Origin of the sequence: Streptomyces guryensis, from assembly GCF_021261325.1 — a bacterium.
GTDB classification, from domain to species: Bacteria; Actinomycetota; Actinomycetes; order Streptomycetales; family Streptomycetaceae; genus Streptomyces; species Streptomyces guryensis.
This window is the reverse complement of the sequence record NZ_JAJSBI010000041.1, coordinates 37,622-62,504: the sequence shown is the minus strand read 5'-3', so window position 1 is coordinate 62,504 and position 24,883 is coordinate 37,622. Positions and strand designations below refer to the sequence as shown.

Sequence of the window (24,883 nt, the reverse complement as noted above, 5' to 3'; positions counted from 1 at the left end):
CCGGTCCGTCGTCCGTGCCGCTCAGGCCTTCCTCGCCCGCAGGATCCGGTCCATCCGCTCCTCCAGCTCGGCCCGTTCCGCCGCGGCCCGCTCCGCCTGGGCCCGCTGGAAGTCGTGTTCCAGACGCCGCATACGGTCGGTCGTGTCCTGTGCCACGCCGTGGCGTTGCACCTCGTGCTCCATCCGTGCGCACTCCTGCTGCACCTGGAGCTCCTCGGTGTACGTCCCGCTGCTCGCGGTGAAGCGGGCGCCGAGCATGCGGTCGTACATCGTGGCACCGCTCATCAGCTTGGCCAGTACGGGCATGGCGTCCAGGCTGATCAGCAGCAGGTGCAGCACGACGGTGATGAAGAGCGCGAAGCCGTCGGACTCCGCGACCTTCCTCAGCCCGTGGGCCCGGGTGAGGATGCCGTCGGTGTCCAGGTCGGCGGCCCGTGCCCGCGTCTTGGCGTCGATCGCCCGCTGCAGCAGCGGCTGGTAGGCGTCCGCGGCGGTGTCCTTCTTCGCGGTCAGGGTGCGGCTCTTGGCGACCAGCGCCGAGAGCTCCTTCTCGTACGTGTCGACCTTGCTGGTCCTGCGGTACTCGCTGGAGTCCTTGCGGGCCCTGTCGCAGGTGATGGTGACGTCCCGCACCCCGTTGCGCCAGATCCAGTTGGCCTTGCCGCACAGGCGCTGCTCGGCGGACATCTTGTCGTCGAGCGTCTTGTTGATGGCGTCGACCTGGGTCTGCAGGGCCTTGGTGCGGGCGGTGTTGCTCTTGATCTGCGCCGCCAGCTCGGCCGGGGAGCCCGCCACCTTCAGCTGGTAGCCCAGGCATGCGGGGCGGTCCGCGGTGGACGCGCCGTCGGTGGGATTGCAGGAGACGAGCATGCCGCGGTAGTCGGCGGTCTGCTGCTCGTTGCCGACGGCTATCTCCTGACGTATCTCCTTGTCGAAGATCTGGAAGAGGATCGGCTCGGCGATGAACAGGCCGAGGAGCACGGAGAGAACGAAGCGGAGGAGAAGCGACCACTTCTTGACCGCCGTGCCGTGGGTGCTGGACACCAGCCAGCTGTCCATCGCGAGGACCACCCAGAACCAGACCACGGCCACTGCGATCACGGCCGCGAGGGGCAGGTCGGAGCGGAAGCTGCTCAGCGCCAGCGTCATCGAGAGGGCGCCCACCAAGGCCGTGTTGACGACCAGGGCGCCGTACCAGGTGTAGCGGGTGCGTTCCTCCGGCACCCAGGCCAGCAGCCCCTCGTCGATGCCGATCAGCCCGCGCAGCCGGACCGCCGGCCCGCCTGCGCGCGGCACCGGACGGGCCGCGCCCGGGTCGTCACCGAAGGAGGCGCTGTCGGCGGGGCGCAGCGGTGTGTCAGTGGCCAAGGCTGCCCTCCGAGTCCGTGCCGCCGAGGTCCAGGTTGCTGTCGCCTTCGTCGGTGTCGCCGCCGTCCTGGCCCTTCTGGACGATACTCACGCGCGGGGTGTTCGGCACCGCGCTCGGGGCGGTGCCGTCCGGGGTGGGGCCCCGCTCGAAGGAGAAGTCGCCCACCCGGTTGATCTGCGCGCCCGGGTCGCTCAGCTGGCCGTCGAACAGGCCGCGGTCGAAGGCCTGCTTGGTCAGCTCCGTCCAGGCGCCCAGCTGTTGCCTGGCCCAGGTGTGCTGCTCCTGCAGCTGCTGCTTCTTGTCCTGGCGCTCCTCGTCATGCCGGCGCACGTCCTCCGCGTGCTCCACGTCCCAGCGACGGCCCTCCTCCTCGGCCTTGGCCGCCTGGCGTTTCTGGGTGTCCTCGCGGGTCGCCGCTTCCAGCTGGTTCTGCTGTTCGACCTTCCAGCGCTCCTCCTGCCGGTCCAGCTCGGCCCGCTTCTCCGCGAACTCGCGCTCCAGCTGGGCCCGTTGGGCCTGCAGTTCGTCGTAGCCCCGGACGCGCTTGGAGTACTCGTCGGAGGTGATGTCGCCGTGGTGGCGGGCGCTGAGGTCGGCGGCGAGCGGATTGGCGCCGATGAGCTTCATGTCCTCCCCGACCTGGTCGCGGACGAACCGGTTGAACTCGGCCCGCTGCGTGAGGTCGTGCTTCTGCTGCTCGGCTCCCGCCTCGCGGTCGAACCCGCCGCGCAGGGTCTCGAAGTCCTGCCGGCCGAGTTCCTTGTCCACTGCCTCCTGGTGCCGGTTGCGCTCCCGGCGCTGCTCGCGCACGAAGCGGATCTGCTCCCGCTTCAGCTCCAGCTCGGCCTCCCGCTCGGCCCGGTCCAGAGCCAGCTGCTGCTCCCTCTCCTCCCGCCGCTGCTGCTGTTGCTGCTCCAACCGCTCCTTTTCCAACTGGGCGATGTGCTCGGCGAGTTCGGCGGGCGTGAGCACCTCGACCAGGGCGTGCCGGGCGCGCAGGCCGGACAGCACCGTCGGGCGCATCTCGTGATACGCGGTCAGCCGTGCGTCGATGCGGTCCCGTACGGCGGCGGAGTTGATGATCGGCTCGTCGCTGCCGTCCTCGGTGAGCCCCGGCACCTCCCGCAGATGGCTCAGCAGCAGCGCCTCCACGTCCGTGATGCCGTCGCGCACGACCGCCTTCGCGTCCGTGACGGTGCAGTAGAACGTCGCCCGTACGGTGAAGTCGCCCGCCTCGGCGGAGGGGATCCTCGTCTCCACGACGACCGGCACCTCGATCCGGCGGTCGACGACCGTGACCGAGCTGGCGCCGATCACCACCGGGTCCTCGGCGTGCAGTTGCCCGTGGTCCTCGACGTACTCCGCGCCGACCCGGAAGACCCGTACGTGGTGCGGGGCGAGCCGGGGCAGTTCGCCCTCGTCCCGCATCACGCGCTTCTTCATCAGACCGCCGCGCTTCTCCGGCCGCCCGTACTCCCGCTGCTCGACGAGCGGGTAATTGGCATTCATGCCTGTCAGTCCTCCGTGCTCAGTACAGCGCCTAGGAAGGTGTCGATCAGGGGGGCCGTCGCCTCGTCGAAACGCCCCACGACCTGCCGCAGGAACGGCCCCAGTCGCGGACGTTCGTCGGGCGGCAGGGCCGCGCCCAGGGAGCGGCCCAGCCGCTCGGCCGCCTGCTCCGGCTCGTCCGTCACGGCGGGCAGGTCGCGCAGGGTGGTGTCGAGGCACAGCAGCACGCGGCGCCTGCACGGCCGGTGCGCCAGCAGCCCCGCCCACAACTCGCCGATCGGGTCCGCCTGCCGGGGGTCGCGGGCCGGCAGCACGGCGCAGACCATCCGGCCGCTGCGCGTGTGCCGCGCCCGTACGACGGTCAGTACGGCGTCGAGGGTGCGGTCCCTCTGGTGTGCGGTGAGCTTTCCGCCCTCGTCCTTCAGCCGGTAGGCGAGCGGACGGAGCACGGCACCCGCGTCCTGGTCGCACTCCATGAGGACGACGACGAGACCGGCGAGGGCGACCATCGCCTCCCATGCCTGATCGTCGAACCGGCCGAGGGTGCGGTGCAGCAGAGCCTTGACCGCGTCCGTGGGGAAACACACCCCGAGCGCCCCGCTGAACGCCGCGGTCGCCGTCGACGAGAGTGCCGGGTCGGGTGAGCGGGCCCAGCCGCGGGCGACGGACAGCGCCGTCGCCGCGAGGCCCTCGTCCAGGCACATGCAGTGCAGCACCAGGGTGGCCGTGGACTGGCCGGCCGGGCCTGCCGCGCCGGCCGCCCAGGGGTGCAGATAGTTCTCCTCGACCTCGTCGAAGGCGGGCCGGGTGAGCAGGGCGAGGCCGGAGGCGACGGACAGCTGGAGCCCCAGGCCGGGCTGGGTGGCCACGAGGTCGGTCAGCCAGTCCCGTACGCCGTCCCAGTACGCCGTCGAGCGCTTGTTCCACAGCTCCTCCAGCACCCACTGCCGGTACTGGGGGTGCGGGAAGACCAGGGCGGAACGGGTGAGCGAGCCGTCCTTGCGCTCCTCGACCGCGACCAGGCTGTTGCGGGACAGCGACAGCCGGCGGTCGGCGTCGCGCCGGGCGGCCTCGGCCGTCTCCTCGTCGGTGGCCAGCGCCGGGAAGGTGGCGGCCACCCGCTCCTCCAGGTGCTCCTGGCAGGTCTCGAAGTCGCGGTAGCCGAGGCCGGTGACGAAGGCCAGTGCGGTGACCTCGGTCCACTCCTGCGGCGAGCGCGGCTCGTCGAACCAGTCGCGCACGGGCTGGGCCGCGGCGGCGCCGTACTCCTGCCAGACCCCGGCGGGGTCCGCACCGCCCGCGATCCGGGCGGCCGCCGCGGCCACCTCCGCGATCCGGCATCCGGCGGGCATCAGGGAGGCGGCCTGCTCAACGGTGTCCTCGCCGCAGCCCGCCCGCACCAGCCGCAGCCGCAGGACGGCCGTGAGGTCCGGGGGCCGCCAGGGCATATGGCGTACGGATCCGGGGGCGTCGCCCTCCCCCTGGTACACGGTGGTGACCACGAGGTGCGCCCCATGCTCGCGCACGGTGTCGCGCACCCGCCGCCAGTCGAAGTCCGCGGTCCCGCCGACGGCTTCGTTCATACGGTCGATGAGCACATAGCCGACGCCCTTCTCGAACACCGGGCGCCCGCCGGCCAGGTCGTCCAGGCTGCGGCCGGGCGAGAGCACCACGTACTCCGTGCCCTCCGCGACCTTGGCGACGAGGGCCACCGCCGCGGACCGTTTGCCCGTGCCGGGCGGCCCGACGAGCACGACCACTCCGTCCTGCTGGAGGGCGCGTACGGCGTCCTCGAAGCAGTCGGGTTCGACGTACGGTGCCAGGATCGCGTCGGCCTCACCGGCGTCCAGCCGGCCGACGGCGCGGCGCCGGGCGTTGCCGGAGTCCGCGGTTCCGATGCCGAAGATGGCGCCGGGGGCGTCGAGGGCGCCGTAGAAGTACTGGTTGACGTTGTGCTGTGCCTGGCCCGTCTCGTCGGCGCGCTTCGCCCGGTCGGGCTTGTCGGGCTTATCTGCCTTGTCGGTCGGTTCGGCCTGGTCGGGCTGTTCCGTTCCGTGGCGCGTGTCGGCGTTATCGGCGTGATCGGCGTGATCGGCCTTGTCTGCCGACCGGTCGCCGCCGGGCTTCGGGTCGTCCTCGGTGGGCTCCGGCGGGGGAGCCGTCTCGGCCGACTCACGCGGGTCGTCGGCCTCCGGCGGTTCCGGGGTGCCCTGCGGTCTCTTCGCGCTCTCTTCCTCGTTCATTCTCAGCCGTCACTCGGAGGTCACTTGGAGATGCCGAAGACGGCGCCCGGGGCATGGATGGTTCCGGGGAACACCTGAACTACCCTGTCTCCAGGAGCAGTTGGCGCACTCGGGGGGCGCGCGACGGACGCTTCACCACCCCCGTCCGCGCCGTCATCCGCCCCGCCGCCGACCACACCACTGTCGTCCGCTCCGCCGACGGACGGCGCGTCGGCCGCCCCGCCCAACTCCAGCGCATGGACGTCGTACCCGGGCACCCGGATCCAGGCCCGCCCCGCGTACTCCTTCTCCGCGATCCGCACCTCCCGGAACTCCTGCACCCGGATCGTCGTGTACGCCTCGCGGATCACGTCGTTGAAGACCGTCGAGGAGACCGCGAGGGCCAGACAGGCGTCGGGGGCGGCCGCCAGGGCCGACTTCAGGACCGCGCTGTCCAGCATGCGGCCGATCTCGACGGGGGCCCGGCCCTCGAAGCCGTTGGCGGCCGGGGACGCCGTGCCGAAGTGCACGGCCGCCCGCAGCCGCAGCCGGGCCTCGGGCAGCCGGCCGTGGTTGAAGGCGCGCAGGCCGGCGTCCAGGTGCCGCATGAAGGTGTCGACGAGGTCGGGCTCGGAGGCGCCCTCGGGCAGCACGGCGAACACCGAGTCGCCGCCCACCTGCGTCTCCCACCGCTCCCGCGCCAGGCCGGCCGCGGCGGCCGACTCGCCCAGGAGCAGCTGGATGGCCTCCTGGAACTGACGCTGCGTCAGTACGTCGACGCGGCCGTAACCCCTCGCATCGACCGCCAGCAGCAGTCTGCGACCGAACGTTCCCATAGTCGAACTCCCCGCTCCCTGAATGGAACACACCGGCGTCCGCTCCCCCCATCACGCGGACGCCGGTAGGCCAGTGGTACACGCCCGGGCCGCCGTGAACCCCGTCGAAGTACGGGATGCGGAAAGGAGCAAGAAAATACCGGGGCCGGGCCAAGTCGTAGGCGTATTCGGTGAATTGGTGCGGATGGGGTTCTTGGGCCGATCCCGGATAAATGCAGGATTGTGCCGGGCGGACGGGTGTCTGCTGGAAGGGACGTGTCGCCCGTCGACCGCAGGAGGAGCCGTATGCCGCCCATTGCCGGACAGCCGGACAGCCGTCCCGCGCAGTACATGTTCACCGCGCTGCAGACCACCCATCAGCACGCCGACACCAAGGCCGGGATCCTGGCCGCCGCGCAGGCCGCGCTGGTCGGCACGGCCGGCGTATGGAGCGGGCGGGCACTGCACGCCGCCGGGCGCGGTGGTGCGGCCGGTGTGCTCGCCGGCACCCTGCTCGCCCTGTTCCTGTGCGGGCTGTTCGGCGGCGCCGGATTCCTGGCGGCCACCCTGCGGCCCCGCGTGCTGCGGCCGGCCGGCGCCAACCGTTACAGCTTCGTCCACCTCGCCTCGGGCCCCGACATCCTGTCGGCCGACGGGGAGCCGGACGCCGCCGACGTGGCCCTGGAACGCCGGGAGTTGTCGCAGACGGTCCGGTTCCTGGCCCAGGTGGCCGTGCGCAAGTACCGGTGCCTGACCGCCGCCGTGGTGTGCACGGCCGTGATGGGCGTCAGCGCCGGGCTGCTGGTGGTGCTGCGGCCGGTGCTGGCCTGAGCCCCGGCGCCACGGCACGTGGTCTCACACCTCGGGGCCCGCCGGGCCCTCGGGCGCCAGATCCGCCAGTTTCCGCAGCCGGGGCAGGTCACGGATCACCGTGGAGCCGTACCCGGTCTCCAGCAGGCCTTCCTGGCGGAGTTCGCGCAGGCCCTTGTGGATCGTCGTCTCGGCGGCCCCGGTGAGTGCGGCGAGCTCCGGCTGGGTGAGCCGGCAGCCGAGGACGAAGCCGCCCTCGACGGGGTGGCCGTAGGACGTGGCGAGCTCCACCAGCAGCCGGGCGAGCCGCACCTTGGCCGGATATCCGCGGAAGTCCAGGCGCCGGCGGTTGGCCCAGCGCAGCCGTTGGGCGATGATCCCGGTCAGGGTCAGGTGCACGTCCGGTCGCCGCGCCAACAGGGAGTGCACTTCGGCGGGTTTCCATATCCGCGCGATCACCAGGCCGCACGCCGTCACCGTGGCGGAGCGCGGCGCCCCGTCCAGCGCCGCCATCTCCCCGACGGTGTCGCCGCCCACCCGGACCGCGAGCAGGGACTCCTCACCGTTCTCCACCCGGGCGGTCACCTTGGCGAAGCCGGAGAGCAGCAACAGCACATGCCGGTCGGCTCCGCCCTCCCGCAACAGCACGTCACCCGCCTCGAACCGGCTCTCCACCCCCAGCGCGAGCAACTCCTGCCGGGCCTGCGGGGACACCGCCCCCAGCAGACCGCGGGCGGGCCACTTCACGGAGTCGTACGACATGGGCGCTCTCCCCCGGACGTCTCGACGAACGCACCCTTGAATGCTGCCCGCTGAAGAGCCCTCAGGGACGGGAAACGGCGGTACGCCGCGCTGCCCGGCCGCCGGCCGGCGACGCGGTGCGACGCCCGGCCCATGCCAGCGTCGACGTCACGACGGCCGACGCGGCCGCCATGACGGTCATCGCGGCGGCGGGGGAGGCCAGTTGGGCGAGGGAGCCCGCCAGGGCCGCCGCCACGCCCTGCATGGTGAGCATTCCGGCCGAGTGCAGCCCCAGGGCGTGGCCGCTCAGTTCGTCCGGGGTGAGGGCCATCAGGCGCTCCTGCTGGACGAGGCTCGCGCCGAAGCCGGCCGAGGCGACCACGGCGAGGACGGCCGACCAGGGCAGCTCGGGGCGCAGGGCGAAGAACAGGTACGGCGTGGCCAGCAGGAGGAGCAGCGGGGTGGCCAGCCGAGGGCGCAGCGCGGCCGGTACGAGACGGCCGACGGTCACGTCTCCCACGAACATGCCCAGCGCCCCGCAGGCGAACAGCGCGCCGGCCGCGTGGGGATCGTAGGAGACGTAGAGGGATTCACAGCCGACGACCAGGCCGTTGGGGACCCACAGGCCCAGGTAGGTGAGGCGGCGTGGGCGCGAGGACCACAGGAGGGCGTTGGTGCGCCAGGTCGCCGTGACGGACGGCCGGCCCGAGGAGCGCGGCGGGCGGGCGGTCAGGCCCAGCCGGGTGCCGAGGGCCGCGGTGGCGTAGAGCGCCGCCGAGATGAGCAGGCAGGCGTGCGGGGACAGGATCGTCAGCAGGGCGCCGCCGGTCGCGAACCCGGCGACCTGCATCAGCCCGGAGAGCATGTTGAACACCGAACGTCCCAGCAGATAGCCGTCCTTGGAGAGGATCTCGTTCAGCAGCCCCCAGCGCACTCCCCCGCCCAGCGAGGCGATCAGGCCCTGGACGAGGACGACGCCGAAGACGGCCGCGACGGGCAGACCGGGCAGGGCGAGGACGGCCGTACCGACCGCGAAGGCGAGACCGATGCCGGCCAGCGTGGACCTCGGCGGCAGCCGGTCGGCGCCCGACATCAGGAAGGTGGCTCCGAGCACCTGCGCCAGCTGCGGCCCGAACATGCTCACCGCCGAGAGCAGCGGCGAGCCGGTGACCCGGTAGACCAGCGTGCCCAGGGCCAGGGCGCCGATCGTCTGTGCAGCGGTGTGGGCGGCGGAGGCGAGGAAGAACGGGGTGAACTCGGGGGTCCGGAACAGGTCTCGGTAGCTGCGCATGCACGGAGTCTCGGGAGGGCCGGAACGCGCACGTTATTGTTTCGCGCTGACGCGAAAGGTCGTGGGAGGCGGCATGGGCTGGTGGCAGATCAACGCCGACACCCTCGCGGGCAGCCGGTTCGTGCTGTCGCCGATGGCCGAGACCCTCGCCTCCCTCAAGCTGCTGCACGCGGGCGAGGCCGCACACCCGGGCGAGCGGGCCTGGCTGGACCGGCATCTGCCCGGCTACCGCGCACGGCTGGCCGCCGATCCCGTCGCCGCGCTGCTCCTGCGCGCCGGGCTCGGGCGGGTCTGGACCGCCGACTTCCTCGCGCCCACCCCGGGCGACGGGGAGACCTTCGAGGAAGGAGCCGCACGGATACGGGCCACCACCGCCGACCGGGCCCGCGCCGACCTCGTCGTCTCCCTGGCCGGCGGCCCGCTGCCCGCCGCCCTCGACCGCGACGACCTGCCCGAGTGCGCGGCCGACCTCTTCTGCTACGTCTGGACCGAGACCGTACGACCGTACTGGGACCGGCGCCGGCGCATCCTGGAGGCCGATGTCGTCGCCCGCATCGCGCAGGTCAGCCAGGGCGGCTGGGCGACGGTGCTGGACGCGCTGCGTCCCGGGCGGACGCGCTGGCTCGGTGACAACCGGCTGCAGGTGAACCTGCACGAGTACCCGCCGCGTGAGATCTCCGGCGCCGAACTCGTCTTCGTCCCGGTGACCCCGCAGCGGCAGGGCGGCTGGGTCTCCTGGGAGGACACCCGGCAGCGGTACGCCCTCGTCTACCCGTGCACGGGTGCCCTCGCCGGCGGCCGCCCGTCCGCGGTACCCGCGAGTCTGGCCGCCCTGCTCGGCCCCGCCCGCGCCGGAGTCCTGGCCCTCCTCGCCTCCCCCATGAGCACGAGCCAGCTGGTCGCGGTGACCGGTCAGGGCCTCGGCTCGGTCGGCCGGCATCTGAAGGTGCTGCTGGACGCCGGGCTGGTGGAGCGGCGGCGCGCGGGCCGCTCGGTGCTGTACTCACGCACGACGGCGGGTGACGTCCTGGTGGAGGCCCGGAACCGGCCCGACACCTACCGGAGTTAGCATCCGCTTATGACGACTGCAGACAGCAACGGCGCCGCCCCCCTCGACGTGGAGATCGGCGCCCTCAAGGGTGGCTCCGCCGGCCTCTCCCAGTACGAGGGCAAGGCCGTCCTCATTGTGAACGTGGCCTCCAAGTGCGGGCTGACCCCGCAGTACACCGGCCTTGAGCGCCTCCACGAGCGCTACGCCGAACAGGGCTTCACCGTCCTCGGCGTGCCCTGCAACCAGTTCCTCGGGCAGGAGCCGGGCAGCGCCGAGGAGATCGCCGAGTTCTGCTCGGCGACGTACGGCGTGACCTTCCCGCTGACCGAGAAGGTCGATGTGAACGGCGAGGACCGGCACCCCCTCTACGACCGCCTCACCGGTTTCGCGGACGCCGAGGGCCACACCGGCGACATCCGCTGGAACTTCGAGAAGTTCCTGATCGGCCGGGACGGCAAGGTCGTCGCCCGCTTCTCCCCGCAGACCGAGCCGGAGGCGGCGGAAGTCGTCGCGGCGGTGGAGAGCGCCCTCGCGTAGCCAGGCGTTGACCTTGCCCCTGGGGCAAGGACGAGCGTTCCCGTCACCGGGCGGAAAGGACCCGTCCGGTGACGGAGGATGCTCAGGTGGACGACGAACTGCTCACCATCGGCGCGTTCGCGGCCCGGGCGCGCCTGTCGGCCAAGGCACTACGGCTCTACGACCGCCTCGGCCTGCTCGCCCCCGCGCACGTCGACGAGCTCAGCGGCTACCGCTACTACCGCGCCGACCAGGTGGAACGGGCCCGACTGGTGGCCCTGCTGCGGCAGCTCGACATGCCGCTCGCCCGGATCGCCGACGTGGTGGAGGCGGACGGCAGCGAGGCCGCCGACCGGCTCGCCGCCTACTGGGCGGACGTCGAGACGCGCGTCGCGGGGCAGCGGACGCTCGCCGAGTACCTCCGTGGACGACTGTCGGGGAGGAGCTCCGAGATGTACGGGAAGTTCGTGGTCGAGACGGTGGAAGTGCCCGAACAGGTGGTGATCACCCAGTCCCGGCACACGCTGACGGACGAGCTGCCGGCGTGGATCGACGCGTCGCTGGACCGGCTGCTGCCGGCGGCGGGCGAGTGCGGGGGTGTCGCGGCGGCGCCCTACGTCGTCTACCACTCCGAGGTGTCCATGGAGAGCGACGGCCCCGCCGAGACCTGTGTGCCGGTCGCGGACGAGGCCGCGGCCCGGGAGTGGGCCGAGCGGCAGGGCCGGGCCTGGGACACGAAGGTGCGCGTGGAACCCGCCCAGCGGCTGGCGTACACCAGGATCACCAAGGCGCAGGTCGCCGCCCCGCAGATCGGCGCCGCCTTCGAGGCGGTGGAGCAGTGGATCGCCGCGCGGGGGCTGGAGCAGGCGGGGCCGTGCCGGGAGGTGTACTTCGCGGACTGGGCTGCGGCGGGGCCGCAGGACGCGGTGTGCGACGTCGCCTTTCCGGTGAGGTGAGCGTTTTCGGCCCGTCCGGCCTCTGAGGACGAGGCCGTTCAGGACGAAGCCGGGGTCTGGGGGCGCGGCCCCCAGCTCACGGTCACTTCAACTCGTCGTCACTTCAACTCGTCCGGACAGGGCGTGCCGCGCGGCAGCTGGTACGGCGCCCCGAGCCGGTAGGTCCCCGCCTTCGGGGCCAGCAGGATCGTCCACTTGTCGCCCTTGTCGTCCTCCTGCGTCTGCATCAGACAGCCGTTGACGTTGTCGTACGACTTGGGCGTGCCGTCGGCGCGGTGCTTGGAGGCGTAGGTCTCCTGCGGGGGTTTGACGCCCTTGCCCTTGGTGTCGACGAGGCCGAGCCACGGGGAATAGGGGACGCGGATCAGGACGCGGGCGGGCTTCTTGACCTCGATGGTCAGCTCGCCCTGGGCCGCGCGGTCGACGATGGCGGGCGGGTCGGCGAGCGGGGTGGGGTCGGTGACGCGGAACAGCTGCCAGTTGGCGTCGCCCCAGATCTGCTTCAGATACGGCATGCCCCGCTGCACGAGCTCCCGCTCGCGCTGGCCGCCGTCGCCGTCCGGTTCGCCCTTGGGCAGGACGACGAAGTGGACGGCCCAGCGCTGCAGCCACTCGTGGTAGTTCGCCGAGTTGAGGGTGTCGTCGTAGAAGAGGGGGTTGCGCTCCATGTCGGCCTGGCGGTTCCAGCCGCGGGCCAGGTTGACGTACGGGGCGAGGGCGGAGGCCTCGCGGTGGGAGCGGGCGGGGACGACCTCGACGCGGCCCTTCTCGGCACCGACGCCCTGGAGCTCGTTCACGAGGGGGGCGAGCTCGCGCGCCCAGGACGCGGCGGGCGACGTGTGGATGATGTCGTCCACCGACTTGAAGCCGATCCAGACGACGAAGCCGGCGAACGCGAGCACCGTGACGTACCACTTGCGCGAACGCGGAACCGTGAACGGGAGCGCCGCGACCAGGGTCACGCCGGCGAACAGCATCGCCAGCCGGGTGATGTTGGATCCGATCTGCGAGCTGACCAGCCAGACCGCGAGGACCGAGATGCCGTAGACCGCGGCCGTCAGGCGGACCGTCGTCCACTTCTTCGGGACGAGCACGAAGGCGAGGACGGCGTACAGGAACGGCAGGATCACCGACCAGATCGTCATCGGCTGGGTGCCGGAGAAGGGGAACAGCCAGGCCGACACGGCCACCACCGCGGCCGGGGTGAGCCCCAGGGCCCAGGCGCCGGGACGGCGCTTCTGCAGGAACAGAGCGACGGCCACCAGCCCCACGAACAGGCCGGCGACCGGTGACGACATCGTCGCCAGCGCGGCCAGCGGGGCCGCGCACAGGGCCTTCGCCCACCGTTTGTAGCGCCACTTGTACGGCCAGCAGAAGACGGTGGCGACCGCGCCCAGCGCGAACATCGTGCCCAGGCCGAAGGTCACCCGGCCCGAGACCGCGTTGCACAGGAACGCGAAAAGACCCGCCAGGGACGCCCACAGCGGGTTCTTCACACTCCGGCTGCGGATGAGGAGCATCGTCAGCAGGCCGGCCGAGAACGTCCCCGCGATCATCATCGTCGTACGGACGCCGAGCACCGACATCAGATACGGCGAGACCACGCTGTACGACACCGGGTGCATCCCGCCGTACCAGGCCAGGTTGTACGCCGAGTCCGGGTGCCGGCCGACGAACTCGGCCCACGCGTCCTGCGCCGCCAGATCGCCGCCACTGTTCGCGAAGGTGAAGAACCAGACGATGTGGAGTACTCCGGACAGGGCGGTGAGGGAGAGCACCGGGTGGCGCAGCAGCCGCTCGCGCAGGGCGAGGAAGGCGGCCTCCGCACGTGACGTGCTGTCGATCGTCGCCCGCTCGCTCAGCTGCGGACGATCGGTGTCAGTTCCATGCATACCGGGCATACCGTCCGTGCGCGGTGCGGGTACGCGTATTCGCGGGCCGTTTCCCGGGCCCGGATCGGCGTCGTCGGCGTGTGTCGGCTCCGCAGTGGCCACCTGAAGGCACTCCCCGTGGTGTCCCGTCTTTCTGTTCCGGGACGCGTCCCGTTGTCCGCTGGTTCGCGGCTGCGTCCCCGGGGATTTCCCGGTCGCGTCCCGTGAGCGGCGGCCTGCCCCGTTTCGTGACGCTAGCACGCACCCCGTCGGAGGGCTCCCTGGCGGGCCCTCCGACGGGGTGCGACGACATCCGCGGCCCGACGTCAGCCGAGGCGTTCGAGCTTCGCCGCGAAGCCGGGTTCGGCGAGGTCCTTCTGCAGCGCGACCGGGACCTTGACCGCGCCGCTGGAGCCGTCGCCCACGGTGAGCGTGCCCACCTTGGTGCCGGCCTTCGCGGTGTGCGGCAGGTCGGCGGCGTCGAAGGACAGCTTCACCTTCAGGCCCGCCCAGCCGACCGCGGCGACGTCCTTGGTGAGCACGATCGGCGTGTGCCCGCCGAGCTGGTCGTCCACGTAGCCGACGACGTCGCCCTTCTTCAGTATCTTCGTCGAGGTCAGCGCGTTCTGGGCGGCGATCATCGCCGTCTTGCTGACACCGTTGACGGTGTCGATGATCGGCGCCGTGTGCTGGCCGAGGATCGCGCCGACGACGGTGACCGTCTCGCCGCCGACCTGCTTGGTGGCGGCGAACAGGAGGTTGCCGCCGGCCTTGGTGGTCGTACCCGTCTTGATGCCGATGGCGCCGTTGTAGGGGACGAGCTTGTCGAAGTTGGGCCACTTCGTGCCGGAGGGGTCGGTCCAGGAGGGAAGCTTGGTGATGTCCATCAGGGCCGGGATCTTCACCAGCTGGTTGCCGAGCTCCACCTGGTCCTCGGCTGTGGAGACGGTGGTCTCCTTGAGGCCGGAGGCGTCGGTGTAGGTGGTGTTCTTCATCCCGAGCTGCTTGGCGGTGTCGTTCATCTTCTTGATGAACGCCGCCTCGGAGCCCGCGTCCCAGCGGGCCAGCAGGCGCGCGATGTTGTTCGCGGACGGGATCATGATCGCCGACAGCGCCTGCTTCTCGGTGAGGACGTCGCCCTTCTTGACGGTGTTGAGGGTCGACTCGTTGTCCTTGTCGTAGCCGCCCTCCTTCTCCGCCAGGGCGTCGACCGTGATCTTCTCGCCCTCCTCGCCCGGCTTCAGCGGGTGGTCCTTGAGGACGATGTACGCCGTCATGGCCTTGGCGACGGAGCCGATGGGGACGGGGGTCGGCTTGCCGAAAGTCCCCATCGTGCCGATGCCGTTGACGTCCAGCCGGCCCTGCCCCTCGTTCGGCCAGGGGAGGCCGGCCTTGCTGCCGCCGAAGGTGTACGAGTCGTCGGCGGTCAGCGCGAGGGTGGGGGTGGGCAGCGGGCGCACGGCCTGCACGATCGCAAAGACGATCGCGAGGAGCAGGACCAGAGGGGTCCAGATCTTGACCCTGCGGATGATCGTGCGGACCGGGGTCTGTGGCGGCGGAGGCGTGTTCGTCAGCTCGGCCAGCAGGTCCAGCGGCGGCTTCGGGGGCAGCGGCTGCTGGGCGGTGCGCTCGGGGCCGACCTGGGGGACGGGGGCGGTCGCGTCCGCGGGCTTGCGGGTGCGGGGTTCGTCCAGGGGCTTGAGGGCTACGAATGTGCTGGTGCGCTCGGCTTCGGACGGCTCGGGGGTCTTGACGTCCTTGACGTCCTTGACGTCCTTGACCTCTTTGGCGTCCCTGACGCCCTTGAGGGTGCCACCGAGCTTGAGCATGGTGGTGGGCTGGTCGACCTGGGGCTTGGTGGGGCGCTTGAAGATGGCGGTGGGCTGATCGATGGGCTGGTCGTCGACCTCGGCCTCGGCTTCGCCTTCGGCCTTGGTGCTCCCACCCGCACCACCCGTACCACTTTCGTCGTCGGCTGCGGGTGGCCCCTTCGGGGCTTCCCCGCCGTCGGCGACCGCGGGTCCGTCACCGGTTTCGCGCTGGTCGCCGGTTTCGACGTCGGCGCCCGTTTCGGCTTCAGCACCGGCATCGGCGGCGGACTCGGGCGCGGCCTCCGTTGCCGAGTCTGCACCCGCGCCGGGCTCGCGCGCAGCATCCGCGTCCGAGCCGGCGTCCGTTTCGGACTCGGCGGCCGCATCGAGGCCGGGGCCGGCGTCTTCCGGTCCCGCTTCCGGCTCGTCGGAGTCGGGGGCAGTGTCGTGCTCGGCATCGCTGTCGGCGTCGGGCCGCGGTTCCGCTTCCGCCTCCGAGGCACCGCCCTCGCCGGCCTCAGCGGCCGTCTGCGCGTTCTGGGGCTCCTTGGGGTCCTTGGAGTCCCCGGAGCGGACCCAAGCCGCCACAGCAGCCCGAAGCCGGGCGTCACCGGCCTCTCCGCCCTTGGCCGCACCGGCGTCGTCGGCCGAATCCGCACTCTCGGACGCGTCATCGTCACCGACAGCCGCCGCGTCCTCGCCCGCGGAGTCCTCCGCCTCCGCGGTCCCGGACTCCTCAGCCGCGGCCTCCTCGCCTTCACGCTCCTCGGCCGGGGTCTTCCCGGGCGCAGGCTCCTCGGCCACGGTCTCCCCGGCTTCAAGCTCCCCGGCCTGAGGCTCCTCAGCCGCGGCCTCCTCAACCTCCGGCGCCTCAGACGCAGGTCCCCCCACCGAGGCCCCCTCGGCCGCGGCCTCCCCGGCCGTACGCTCCGGCTCGGTTTCCCGAGCCGAGGTCTCCTCGGCCGCAGGCTTCCCGGCCTCACCCTCCTCAGCCGCGGGCCCGTCGGACTCCCCGGTCTTCAGGTCCCGTACCGAGAACACCCGTGTTGCCGTGTCCACGCCGCCGCGTGGCTCGGACGTATCGGAGGAGGCGGACTGTGAGCCGCTCTCCCTGGCCACCGGGAGCCGGGGATCGCGGGCCGGGCGCTCCTGGCCGCCGGATTCGGGAACCGGGCCCGTGTTCCCCGACGTCGGTTCTGCCGACGACTCGCGCTGCTTCGACCTGTCGGGGGACTCGCCCGCCACCGATGCCTCCTCCATGCCGCACGCCGTCCGTGCGACCTACCGAACCGTGAACCGCCGCCCGCGACACCGCTCAAACACGCTGTCCGAACCATGTACCAGTGTCCTGTGTGCGGGCTTAACCCCTGCGGTAGACGAGAACGACATACCTACCGGTTCCCTCACAAACAGGTCACGCACCCTCGACAGACCAATGTGAGAGGGGTCACCCTGTCTTTCATCCACGCGGGGAGGCATGGATGGGCAGGAGCCGCAGAACTATTCCGGAGGAGCTTCTGCTGCTGGCATTGGACCCGGCCACGGGTACCACTGCACAGCCGCAGTCGCTCGACCTCGGTCTGGCCGGAGCGCAGCTAGTGGAGCTGGCGCTGGCCGGACGGATAGCCCCAGACGGGGATCGTATCGCCGTGGTAGCCCCACGGCCGACTGGAGATCCAACTTTGGACTGTGCGTTGGAGTTGCTGCGAAGGCGTGGCGCTCCCGTGCGTGCAGTGAACTGGATCGGCGGGCCCCGGCTGGGGCTGCGCCAGATCTACCTCGCTCATCTGGAGCGGTGCGGCATGGTGCATGCCGTGGCGGGCCAGATGTGCGGAGTGCTGCCGACGACTCGCTACCAGGCGACGGACACCGAGATCAGCCGGGAGATCAGGGCCCGGCTGGACTCCGCGATCCGCACCGGCGTACCGCCGGACCCGCGGACCGCGGCGCTCGCCGCACTGGCGCACGCGGTCGGCCTCGGCAAGCACCTGTATCCGGGGAACGAGGGGCGTTCGTCCCGTTCCCGGCTGCGGGATCTGATCAGGCACGACCCCATGGGCGGTCTCGTCGCGCACGCGGTGATGGACGTCCAGAACGGCGTGGGCGCACAGCCACGCCGCAACCCGGCCGCCCCGGCCGGCCGTCAGGCCGCCGCCGGACCGGCCAGGTCCGCACCGGAACCCGCTCGTGGCGTTCCGATGCAGCCGCGCCGCGGTTCCATGGCGCGCGTCGTGGCCCACTGAGCCGCAGTCCCACGACGAACGGCACGAACCGCAGAGCAGCACGTACCGCAGCACCACGCACCGCAACGCACCACGCACCGCCGAGCGCCGCACCGAGCCTGCACAGGCAGTCCCCGAGACCCGGTACGGGAGCCGCTGGTCCGCGCGGGGCAGCGGGGCCGTACGCCATCCGTCCATGCGGATGCCGTAACGGTTCCCCTGCCCCGCGCGGCCGTTTTTCCATGAACCCATGAACTGGCGTGCGTGCAGCGCATATACGCCGTTTTCCAGCGGTACCAAGTGCCTTGGTGGCAGTCTGCTCAACAGCAGATACGCAAAGTGGCAAAGTACAGCTAGTGCAGGCACGCAGCCGGAGGTGCACGTCTCGTGGCGTCCAATGTCAATCCCACCGTCAGGCGACGCCGGCTGGGCCAGGAGCTGCGTCGGCTCCGCGAGCTCAAGGGCATGACGGCCGAAGAGGTCGCCGAGCGGCTGCTGGTTTCGCAGTCGAAGATCAGCCGGCTGGAGAACGGCCGGCGCAGCATCAGCCAGCGCGACGTCCGTGACCTGTGCGGGGTGTACGAGGTGGAGGACCACCGGATCGTCGACTCGCTGATGCAGATGGCCAAGGACAGCCGCCAGCAGGGCTGGTGGCATTCCTTCGGCGATATTCCGTACAGCGTCTACATCGGGCTGGAGACGGACGCGGCGAGTCTGCGGGTGTACGACCCCCAGGTCGTCCCGGGGCTGCTGCAGACCCGGCAGTACGCGGAGGCGCTGATCGCGGGGGCGCTGCCGGAGACGGCCACCGCGGACGTCGGGAAGCGCGTCGACGTGCGCCTGCGCCGGCAGGAACGAATCACCGCCCCGGAGAACCCGCTCCGGCTGTGGACGGTGATGGACGAGGCGGCCCTGCGCCGGGTCGTGGGCAACCGCTCCCTCATGCGCGACCAGCTGGAGCACCTCGTCGAGCAGTCCCAACTGCCGCACGTCACCGTGCAGGTGATCCCCTTCGACATGGGCGCCCATCCGGGGCTGAACGGCCAGTACGCGATCCTGGAGTTCCCGGACGCGGCGGACTCCAGCGTCGTCTACATCGAGGGCGTCACCAGCGACCTGTACCTGGAGAAGGCCAACGACGTGCAGAAGTACAGCGTGATGTACGAGCACCTGAGGGCGCAGGCCCTGAACGCGGACCAGTCACGGCAGCTCATCGCGGACATCGCGAAGGACTACGCCCGCTGAAGCGCCGCAAGGTACACCTTCCCGGGGCCAGACTGGAAGACCCACCTGGAATATGCCACCCGGTCGAGTGAATGGTCACTTCGTACGTCGAGGTTGGCGAGTAGCGTCGATCACGCCACCACACACCAAGGGTTGGCGCAAACCGCGTTGTGGGTTCGGAGTCGGATCCGTCGTGCGGTGACAGCAACTCAACAACTGGCATTACGGAGCAAAAATGGCAATTCGTCAGGGCGCCACGGACACCTGGACCAAGTCGTCGTACTCCACGGGCAACGGCGCGTGCGTCGAGATCAAGTCACCGGTCCGCGCGGCGATGGCCGTCCGGGACTCCAAGGTCACCGACGGCCCCGTACTGGCCTTCCCGGCCGACGCGTGGAACACCTTCGTCGGCTCGATCAAGGCCTAGGAGGGGGGAGGATCCGCTGATCCTCGACTGCGTTCGCCTTCCACAATTTCACAAGCAGCACCTGAAGAGCCCTCTCGTCCAGCCCGCCGTCCTTGCCGAGGGGGCTCGGCTTGTGTCCGCCGCCTGAGCCGGTCCACGTGCCTACCTGAGCCGGTCCACGTGCCTACCTGAGCCGGTCCACGTACTTGTCCGTCCCCGGCACCGTCGGGACGAACGGCGCCACCAGCTCCACCCTCCCCAGCCCCGCCTCCTGCACCGGCCCGTCCAGGTCCGCGAAATACGCCTCCCAGCACTCCCGCGGATCCGCCTCCAGGAACCACAGCAGGGTCAGCCTGGTCCCCACCCCCTCGACCTGCTTGACGTACGTCATGCGATCGCCGGGCAGGGGCGTCGGGCGGAAGACGGTCACCATCGCGGCCGGTGAGCCCGCCACCCGCCTGGGCAGGTACCGGGAGCGCAGCCACTCCAGCAACTCCGTCCGCTGCTCCGCCGATTCGGCGTCGATCACCTCGACGATCAGGCCCGCGTACGGGTGGTCGAGGGCGTGGACGTCGCGGGGCCCGGCGGCCCCGTCCCGGTAGACCGTCGCCTCGTGGTCCTGGAAGGCCGTGAAGACGTGCGTACGGTCCTGGTAGACCCGGGCATCCCGGTTGAGCCGCTTGTTGATCGCGACGGTCCACCGCATGTGGTCGTCGTAGCGGCCGTCCGTGATCCAGTACGTCGAGATGTAGCAGCCGGCGGTGACGGGCTGGGCGATCGCCGACTTCTCGGGGTAGCGCAGGAGTTGGAGGTCGCGGGTCGCCACCCAGCGGCGCCCGGCGTACATCCAGGGCATGGCCATCGCGCCGGCGTAGTAGTGGTCGTCCTCGTACCAGCGGTTGTACGCGTACTCGTGGCCCGGGTGGGGCTCGACCATGGTGATGAGCGCATGGCCGGGGCGGACTCCGTACGGCCCCACGGCGGCCAGCTCGGCGTACACCTCGCTACGGGTTTCCTCGCTCATGTCGCTCCCCTTCCGTCCTCGGCCGGTCGCCCATACTCTGACGCCCCGTCAGATAAACCGCCATACCCGGGAGGCTCCGATGTCACTGCTCACGGGCAAGACCGTCGTCGTGTCGGGGGTCGGCGCCGGGCTCGGCCATCAGGTCGCGGCGGCGGTCGTGCGCGACGGCGGCAACGCGGTGCTCGGGGCGCGCACGGAGGCCAACCTCGCCAAGAGCGCCGCCGAGATCGATCCGGACGGGGCGCACACGGCGCACCGTGCGACCGACATCAGGGACGAGGCGCAGTGCGAGGCGCTGGCGGCGCTCGCGCGGGAGCGGTTCGGGCGGATCGACGCGGTCGTCCATGTGGCCGCGATGGACGGCTACTTCGGCGGTCTGGCGGACGCGGACTTCGTGAGCTGGCAGCAGGTGATCGACGTGAACCTGCTGGGGTCGCTGCGGATGACGCGGGCGTGCCTGCCCGCCCTGAAGGCGTGCGGAGGCTCGGTGGTGTTCATCGGGACCCAGTCGTCGGTGGCGGCCCCCACCCAGGTGAGGCAGGCGGCGTACGCGGCCTCGAAGGGGGCGCTGACGAGCGCGATGTACTCCCTGGCCCGGGAGCTCGGGCCGCATCGCATACGGGTCAACACCGTGCTCCCGGGCTGGATGTGGGGGCCGCCTGTGCAGGCGTACGTCCAGTTCACGGCGCAGACGGAGGGCGTGCCCGAGGCCGACGTACGGCAGCGGCTGACCGGGCGGATGGCGCTGCCGGACCTGGCGACGGACGGGGACGTGGCGGACGCCGCGGTCTTCCTGGCCTCGGACCGGGCGCGGGCCATCACGGGCCAGTCGCTGCTGGTCAACGCAGGGGAGCTGATGCGCTGACCCTCACCACCGACCCCCCATGACACATGTTCATGTGCGTGAACACAGGTCAACACAAGGAACATTTTTACCTTCCCTTGACCTGACGCTTGCTTGTCGTGCCCACGTAAGCACACCCACGATGAGCGAGCCGTTCACAAGGCGGACCCTGGGAGGGGCCACATGAACAGTCTCGACTGGGCCGTGCTCATCGGCTACTTCGGTGTGATGGTCGCGATCGGCGTCTGGTCGCACAAGCAGGTGGGCAACGTCAGCGACTTCTTCACAGCCGGCGGCAAGATGCCGTGGTGGCTGTCCGGCATCTCGCACCACATGTCGGGCTACAGCGCGGTCCTGTTCACGGGCTACGCGGGCATCGCCTACACCTACGGCGTGACCTCCTTCGTCACCTGGTCCTTCCCGATCGCGCTGGGCGTCGCCATCGGCTCGAAACTGTTCGCGCCGCGCGTCAACCGGCTGCGCTCACGACTCCATGTGGCCTCCCCGCTGGAGTACCTGAAGAACCGTTACGACCTGAAGACCCAGCAGGCGCTTGCCTGGTCGGGCATGCTGCTGAAGATCGTGGACGTGGGCGCGAAGTGGGCGGCGATCGCGACACTGCTGTCCGTCTTCACCGGCATCACGCTCAACCAGGGCATCCTCATCACCGGCGCGATCACCGCCGTCTACTGCACCATCGGCGGTCTGTGGGCGGACGCGCTGACCGAACTCGGCCAGTTCGTCATCCAGTTGCTGGCGGGCGTCTCGATGTTCGTCGCCGTCGTACTGAAACTGAACGACAAGGGCATCGGCTTCCTCGGTGCCTGGGACGAGCCGGCCCTGCACGGCCACGGAAAGCCGCTGGTGGGCCCCTACGGCACGGTGTTCCTGCTCGCCTTCCTCTTCATCAAGCTCTTCGAGTACAACGGCGGCATGCTCAACCAGGCCCAGCGCTACATGGCCACGGGCAGCGCCCGCGAGGCCGAGCGGTCGGCGCGGCTGTCGGCGGCGCTGTGGCTGGTCTGGCCGGTGGTCCTCTTCTTCCCCATGTGGATGTCCCCGCTCCTGGTCCACGCCCAGAAGCCGGACGGCTCCGACTCCTACGGCCTGATGACCGAACAGCTGCTGCCGCACGGCCTGTTGGGTCTGGTCATCGTCGGGTTCTTCTCGCACACGATGGCCATGTGCTCCTCCGACGCGAACGCGATCGCGGCCGTCTTCACCCGGGACGCTGCGCCGGTGCTGTCCCGGCGGGCCCGGGAGTGGGGCCCGCGCTCGGGCCTGATCGCGGCCCGGGTGACCACCGTGGTCTTCCTCGCCCTGTCGATGGCGGTGGCGACGCAGGTCAACTCCCCCACCTTCAAGGACATCATCACGGTGGTCATCAAGTGGGTCGCCGGTCTGATGGGCCCGATCGCCATCCCGATGATGCTGGGTCTGCTGCGGCCGTTCCGCCGCTCCGGCCCCACGGCGGCGCTGACCAGCTGGTCCATGGGCCTGCTCGCCTTCTGGCTGGTCAACTACCCCATCAACTGGAACGTCGACGGCGGTGTCCCGCTCCAGTACCAGGTCTCGATCCCGCTGGCGGTCTCCCTGGTCCTCTACATACTCATCGGCTTCCTCAAGCCGGAGGACACCCCGGAGCGCCTCGCCGTCATCGAGCGCATCAACACGGACGACGACAGCTCGGCCGCGGCGGCGATCCCGACTCCGGCGGGCCCGGCGGAGGACGCCGTGGGCACGGCGGTGAAGGACTAGCACCTCTTGAGGCTGCCAGGTCCCGGGGCACCGCTTGAGGCGGCAGGCCAGGTCCCGGGGTTGCCCCTCTGGGCGGCCAGGTCCCGGGGCCTGTCCTAGGCCCTCGGATAGCGGGCGAGCCAGCCGGGGGACGACCCCGCCGGCCCGTGCAGAGCCGGACCCTGGGTCATCTCCATGGCGAAGTCGTCGGCCAGCTCCAGAAGCGTCGGGCGGCCTTCCAGTTCGGCCAGCCAGGCCGGGGGGAGGGCCGTCTCGCCGTGCAGGGCGCCGAGGAGGCCACCGGTCAGGGCCGCTGTCGCGCCCGAGGGGCCGTCCTGGTTCACGGCGAGGCACAGCCCGTGCCGGAAGTCCTCCCCCACCAGTGCGCAGTACACGGCAGCGGCCAGCACGCCCTCCGCCGATCCGTCCCCGGCCAGCTCCTCGACCCTCACGGGCGTGGGCATGCCCTGCCGTACCGCGCCCAGCGCATGCTGCAGCGCGTCCGACACCGGCTGATGCCCCGGCCGCGCGGCGAGCAGCGCGAGCGCGCGCTGCACGGCCCCGTCGAGGGTCTCGCCGCGGGCCAGACCGTGCACGATCACGGCGTACGCCCCCGCCGACAGATAGGCCACCGGGTGCCCGTGGGTCTGCGCCGCGCACTCCACCGCCAGCTGGACCACCAGCTGCGGCTCCCAGCCGACCAGCAGCCCGAAGGGCGCGGAACGCGCGGTCGCCTCGGGCCCGATCTCACCGGGGCTCTTGGGCGCGTCCAGGGTCCCCATGTGCTCGTCCCCGAACCCGAGCAGCAGCGAACGCGCAGGGTCCCGCCGGGCGTACAGCCACTCCTCCCGCGCCAGCCAGCCGTCGTCCTTACGACGCTCGTCGGGCCCCCAGTCGCGCTGGGTGGCCGCCCATCGCAGATACGCCCGGTGCAGATCGGTCGGCGGATGCCAGGCACCGGTGTCGCGGCGCACCTGCGCCCGGATCAGTCCGTCGACGGTGAACAGGGTCAGCTGCGTGATGTGAGTGACGGCACCACGTCTGCCGTACGCAAAGGCGAAGTCCGCGATGCCCTCGGCCCCGTACCCCTCCTGGATCCCGTCGAGATCCAGCCCGTCGACGGGCGCCCCCAGCGCATCGCCCACGGCGGCCCCGAGCAGCGTCCCCCGCACCCGGCTCCGAAAATCCTGCTGCTCGACACGGCCCCATATGGCCCCGGCTGGCGCACTCACCAAGACCTCCCCGATGGCTCCGCCCGACGCATGACAGTGCAGCACTGTAATCGAACGGGAACGGTCGGTTTAGAGGGCGGAGCGGTATGCGAGACATGACAGGAGTGGTCCCGAGTGACCCTGAGTGATCAGTTATCGGCTGATGCGGCGCTCGACTTGCCGTCGCTGACGGGCGGCGCGGTCGGGATCGGGATCGGGATGGACGTCCACGTCAATCTGCGCCGAGTCGTCGTCGAATGGCGCGCGACGGCGCGTATCCTCGCCGACCCCGAACTGACCGCACAGCTCACCCGTCGGCTGCCGGACCAGGACCACGGCGAGGTGACCGCGCCGTGAGCCCCAAGCGTGGCGACGCCGTCGCCCCACCACCGGTAGGCATGGAATGGCGCCTGCGATCGCAACGAACGAGGCGGCGAAGGGATGGGGTGAGCTGGGCGCGGAGGCTCCGGGGAACACCCGACGCCGCTTCGAGGCCTTGCGCGACGCCCCTGCGTCCCGAGCGGATCCGGACCGTCAGCACCGACCGCACGGCCGGCCGTCCGTCCGTCCGTCCGTCCGTCCAGAGGCAACCTCGGCGGCCAGGAGTATCCCCAGTCGGACACCGAGTAGCCGCAGGGCGGCTTACACCAACTCCCCCGCCAGGGACATGATTTCGGGTCGCTCCTGATTCTGGTCGAAATTGATCTCGAACACGCCACCACGTGAGGGAAGATGGCCGTCATGGCATCGACACCCCCACGAAGCGCACTCAACCTCACCGCCACCCTCCTCACCGCGAGTGTCGCCCTCTACATCGCCCTCGTGGCCTTCGGCAACATCACCGACTTCGGTACCAATCAGGCGTTTGTGCAGCATGTGCTGGCCATGGACACCACGTTCAAGGACGACGACCTGATGTGGAGAGCCGTCACCAGCAAGGGACTTCAGAACGCGGCGTACGTCGCGATCATCGTCTGGGAGACCCTCGCCGCCCTCGTCCTCATATACGGCACCTGGCTCTGGGCCCGGCGGGACTACGCCCGTGCCCGCTCCATCTCCACGTACGGCCTGCTGATGCTCCTGCTGCTCTTCGGTGCCGGGTTCATCGCGATCGGCGGTGAGTGGTTCTCCATGTGGCAGTCGAAGACCTGGAACGGGCTGGAGGCGGCGACCCGGGTGATCGTGTTCACCGGGGTCGTGCTGCTGGTGGTGCAGCTGACCGACCGGAAGACCGACTCAACTACCTGATGAGC

Annotated in this window: 21 protein-coding genes; 11 read left to right on the top strand and 10 right to left on the bottom strand. The window is 70.9% G+C overall.

What is annotated here, in order from left to right; genetic code table 11:
- Nucleotides 1-21 precede the first annotated feature (21 nt).
- The 4 genes from LJ657_RS44775 to LJ657_RS44760 are packed head-to-tail and all read right to left on the bottom strand — an operon-like array spanning nt 22 to nt 5,936.
- Entirely contained in the window at nt 22-1,368 is a 1,347-nt protein-coding gene (locus LJ657_RS44775; RefSeq protein ID WP_232655478.1) for a DUF4407 domain-containing protein, read from the bottom strand.
- Complete coding sequence (locus tag LJ657_RS44770) at nt 1,358-2,878, bottom strand: hypothetical protein (protein ID WP_232655477.1); 1,521 nt, start codon at nt 2,876-2,878, stop codon at nt 1,358-1,360. Before LJ657_RS44770 ends, LJ657_RS44775 begins: the two co-directional genes overlap by 11 nt.
- Nucleotides 2,879-2,883: 5 nt before the next feature.
- Nucleotides 2,884-5,121, bottom strand: a complete 2,238-nt coding sequence (locus LJ657_RS44765; RefSeq protein ID WP_232655476.1) for an nSTAND3 domain-containing NTPase — start codon at nt 5,119-5,121, stop codon at nt 2,884-2,886.
- Between the two features lie 20 nt (nt 5,122-5,141).
- On the bottom strand, nt 5,142-5,936 hold the full coding sequence (locus tag LJ657_RS44760) for a hypothetical protein (protein WP_232655475.1): 795 nt from the start codon (nt 5,934-5,936) through the stop codon (nt 5,142-5,144).
- Between the two features lie 285 nt (nt 5,937-6,221).
- On the opposite strand from LJ657_RS44760, the gene LJ657_RS44755 reads away from it, so the two are divergent.
- A complete protein-coding gene (locus LJ657_RS44755; protein WP_232655474.1) occupies nt 6,222-6,746 on the top strand; it encodes a Pycsar system effector family protein in 525 nt (174 codons plus the stop codon).
- Nucleotides 6,747-6,770: 24 nt separating this feature from the next.
- On the opposite strand, the gene LJ657_RS44750 is transcribed toward LJ657_RS44755, so the two are convergent.
- The gene (locus tag LJ657_RS44750) at nt 6,771-7,487 is read right to left on the bottom strand and encodes a Crp/Fnr family transcriptional regulator (protein ID WP_232655473.1); all 717 of its coding nucleotides are present in this window, start codon (nt 7,485-7,487) and stop codon (nt 6,771-6,773) included.
- A gap of 61 nt (nt 7,488-7,548) precedes the next feature.
- Complete coding sequence (locus LJ657_RS44745) at nt 7,549-8,757, bottom strand: MFS transporter (RefSeq protein WP_232655472.1); 1,209 nt, start codon at nt 8,755-8,757, stop codon at nt 7,549-7,551.
- A 73-nt stretch (nt 8,758-8,830) separates the two neighbouring features.
- Here LJ657_RS44745 and LJ657_RS44740 point away from each other — a divergent pair, with 73 nt between their 5' ends.
- From LJ657_RS44740 to LJ657_RS44730, 3 genes are all read left to right on the top strand, one after another.
- Nucleotides 8,831-9,826: an ArsR/SmtB family transcription factor gene (locus LJ657_RS44740; RefSeq protein WP_232655471.1), complete on the top strand. Its 996-nt coding sequence runs from the start codon at nt 8,831-8,833 to the stop codon at nt 9,824-9,826.
- Between the two features lie 9 nt (nt 9,827-9,835).
- Nucleotides 9,836-10,345: a glutathione peroxidase gene (locus tag LJ657_RS44735; protein WP_232655470.1), complete on the top strand. Its 510-nt coding sequence runs from the start codon at nt 9,836-9,838 to the stop codon at nt 10,343-10,345.
- Nucleotides 10,346-10,413: 68 nt separating this feature from the next.
- Nucleotides 10,414-11,280, top strand: a complete 867-nt coding sequence (locus LJ657_RS44730) for a MerR family transcriptional regulator (protein WP_232655469.1) — start codon at nt 10,414-10,416, stop codon at nt 11,278-11,280.
- Between the two features lie 98 nt (nt 11,281-11,378).
- Here the strand turns inward: LJ657_RS44730 and LJ657_RS44725 are convergent, their stop codons facing one another.
- Nucleotides 11,379-13,274 (bottom strand): DUF8823 domain-containing protein, encoded by a 1,896-nt coding sequence (locus LJ657_RS44725; RefSeq protein WP_232655468.1) that lies wholly within the window; start codon nt 13,272-13,274, stop codon nt 11,379-11,381.
- A gap of 203 nt (nt 13,275-13,477) precedes the next feature.
- Entirely contained in the window at nt 13,478-16,222 is a 2,745-nt protein-coding gene (locus tag LJ657_RS44720; RefSeq protein WP_232655467.1) for a D-alanyl-D-alanine carboxypeptidase, read from the bottom strand.
- Nucleotides 16,223-16,443: 221 nt separating this feature from the next.
- Between LJ657_RS44720 and LJ657_RS44715 the strand changes: the two genes are divergently transcribed.
- From LJ657_RS44715 to LJ657_RS44705, 3 genes are all read left to right on the top strand, one after another.
- The gene (locus tag LJ657_RS44715) at nt 16,444-17,205 is read left to right on the top strand and encodes a GOLPH3/VPS74 family protein (protein WP_232655466.1); all 762 of its coding nucleotides are present in this window, start codon (nt 16,444-16,446) and stop codon (nt 17,203-17,205) included.
- 366 nt (nt 17,206-17,571) lie between these two features.
- Complete coding sequence (locus tag LJ657_RS44710; protein ID WP_232655465.1) at nt 17,572-18,429, top strand: helix-turn-helix domain-containing protein; 858 nt, start codon at nt 17,572-17,574, stop codon at nt 18,427-18,429.
- Nucleotides 18,430-18,643: 214 nt separating this feature from the next.
- A complete protein-coding gene (locus LJ657_RS44705) occupies nt 18,644-18,835 on the top strand; it encodes a DUF397 domain-containing protein (RefSeq protein WP_099929558.1) in 192 nt (63 codons plus the stop codon).
- A 163-nt stretch (nt 18,836-18,998) separates the two neighbouring features.
- Here the strand turns inward: LJ657_RS44705 and LJ657_RS44700 are convergent, their stop codons facing one another.
- Nucleotides 18,999-19,838 (bottom strand): hypothetical protein, encoded by an 840-nt coding sequence (locus LJ657_RS44700; protein ID WP_232655464.1) that lies wholly within the window; start codon nt 19,836-19,838, stop codon nt 18,999-19,001.
- Between the two features lie 79 nt (nt 19,839-19,917).
- Between LJ657_RS44700 and LJ657_RS44695 the strand changes: the two genes are divergently transcribed.
- Both LJ657_RS44695 and LJ657_RS44690 read left to right on the top strand, forming a co-directional pair.
- Complete coding sequence (locus LJ657_RS44695) at nt 19,918-20,703, top strand: SDR family oxidoreductase (protein WP_232655463.1); 786 nt, start codon at nt 19,918-19,920, stop codon at nt 20,701-20,703.
- 162 nt (nt 20,704-20,865) lie between these two features.
- Entirely contained in the window at nt 20,866-22,440 is a 1,575-nt protein-coding gene (locus LJ657_RS44690) for a sodium:solute symporter family protein (protein WP_232655462.1), read from the top strand.
- A gap of 95 nt (nt 22,441-22,535) precedes the next feature.
- Here LJ657_RS44690 and LJ657_RS44685 read toward each other — a convergent pair whose 3' ends face one another.
- A complete protein-coding gene (locus LJ657_RS44685; RefSeq protein ID WP_232655461.1) occupies nt 22,536-23,651 on the bottom strand; it encodes an ADP-ribosylglycohydrolase family protein in 1,116 nt (371 codons plus the stop codon).
- A gap of 114 nt (nt 23,652-23,765) precedes the next feature.
- On the opposite strand from LJ657_RS44685, the gene LJ657_RS44680 reads away from it, so the two are divergent.
- Nucleotides 23,766-23,987 carry a hypothetical protein gene (locus LJ657_RS44680; protein WP_232655460.1) on the top strand — a complete coding sequence of 74 codons (222 nt, stop codon included), beginning with the start codon at nt 23,766-23,768 and terminating at the stop codon, nt 23,985-23,987.
- A 384-nt stretch (nt 23,988-24,371) separates the two neighbouring features.
- Nucleotides 24,372-24,878 carry a DUF2165 domain-containing protein gene (locus tag LJ657_RS44675; RefSeq protein WP_232655459.1) on the top strand — a complete coding sequence of 169 codons (507 nt, stop codon included), beginning with the start codon at nt 24,372-24,374 and terminating at the stop codon, nt 24,876-24,878.
- The last annotated feature ends 5 nt before the right edge of the window (nt 24,879-24,883 follow it).

Bases quoted from the DNA above. Each gene is read 5' to 3' on its own strand.
- LJ657_RS44770 (WP_232655477.1), bottom strand. From the start codon at position 2,878: ATGAATGCCAATTACCCGCTCGTCGAGCAGCGGGAGTACGGGCGGCCG.
- LJ657_RS44765 (WP_232655476.1), bottom strand. From the start codon at position 5,121: ATGAACGAGGAAGAGAGCGCGAAGAGACCGCAGGGCACCCCGGAACCG.
- LJ657_RS44760 (WP_232655475.1), bottom strand. From the start codon at position 5,936: ATGGGAACGTTCGGTCGCAGACTGCTGCTGGCGGTCGATGCGAGGGGT.
- LJ657_RS44755 (WP_232655474.1), top strand. From the start codon at position 6,222: ATGCCGCCCATTGCCGGACAGCCGGACAGCCGTCCCGCGCAGTACATG.
- LJ657_RS44750 (WP_232655473.1), bottom strand. From the start codon at position 7,487: ATGTCGTACGACTCCGTGAAGTGGCCCGCCCGCGGTCTGCTGGGGGCG.
- LJ657_RS44745 (WP_232655472.1), bottom strand. From the start codon at position 8,757: ATGCGCAGCTACCGAGACCTGTTCCGGACCCCCGAGTTCACCCCGTTC.
- LJ657_RS44740 (WP_232655471.1), top strand. From the start codon at position 8,831: ATGGGCTGGTGGCAGATCAACGCCGACACCCTCGCGGGCAGCCGGTTC.
- LJ657_RS44735 (WP_232655470.1), top strand. From the start codon at position 9,836: ATGACGACTGCAGACAGCAACGGCGCCGCCCCCCTCGACGTGGAGATC.
- LJ657_RS44720 (WP_232655467.1), bottom strand. From the start codon at position 16,222: ATGGAGGAGGCATCGGTGGCGGGCGAGTCCCCCGACAGGTCGAAGCAG.
- LJ657_RS44715 (WP_232655466.1), top strand. From the start codon at position 16,444: ATGGGCAGGAGCCGCAGAACTATTCCGGAGGAGCTTCTGCTGCTGGCA.
- LJ657_RS44705 (WP_099929558.1), top strand. From the start codon at position 18,644: ATGGCAATTCGTCAGGGCGCCACGGACACCTGGACCAAGTCGTCGTAC.
- LJ657_RS44700 (WP_232655464.1), bottom strand. From the start codon at position 19,838: ATGAGCGAGGAAACCCGTAGCGAGGTGTACGCCGAGCTGGCCGCCGTG.
- LJ657_RS44695 (WP_232655463.1), top strand. From the start codon at position 19,918: ATGTCACTGCTCACGGGCAAGACCGTCGTCGTGTCGGGGGTCGGCGCC.
- LJ657_RS44690 (WP_232655462.1), top strand. From the start codon at position 20,866: ATGAACAGTCTCGACTGGGCCGTGCTCATCGGCTACTTCGGTGTGATG.
- LJ657_RS44675 (WP_232655459.1), top strand. From the start codon at position 24,372: ATGGCATCGACACCCCCACGAAGCGCACTCAACCTCACCGCCACCCTC.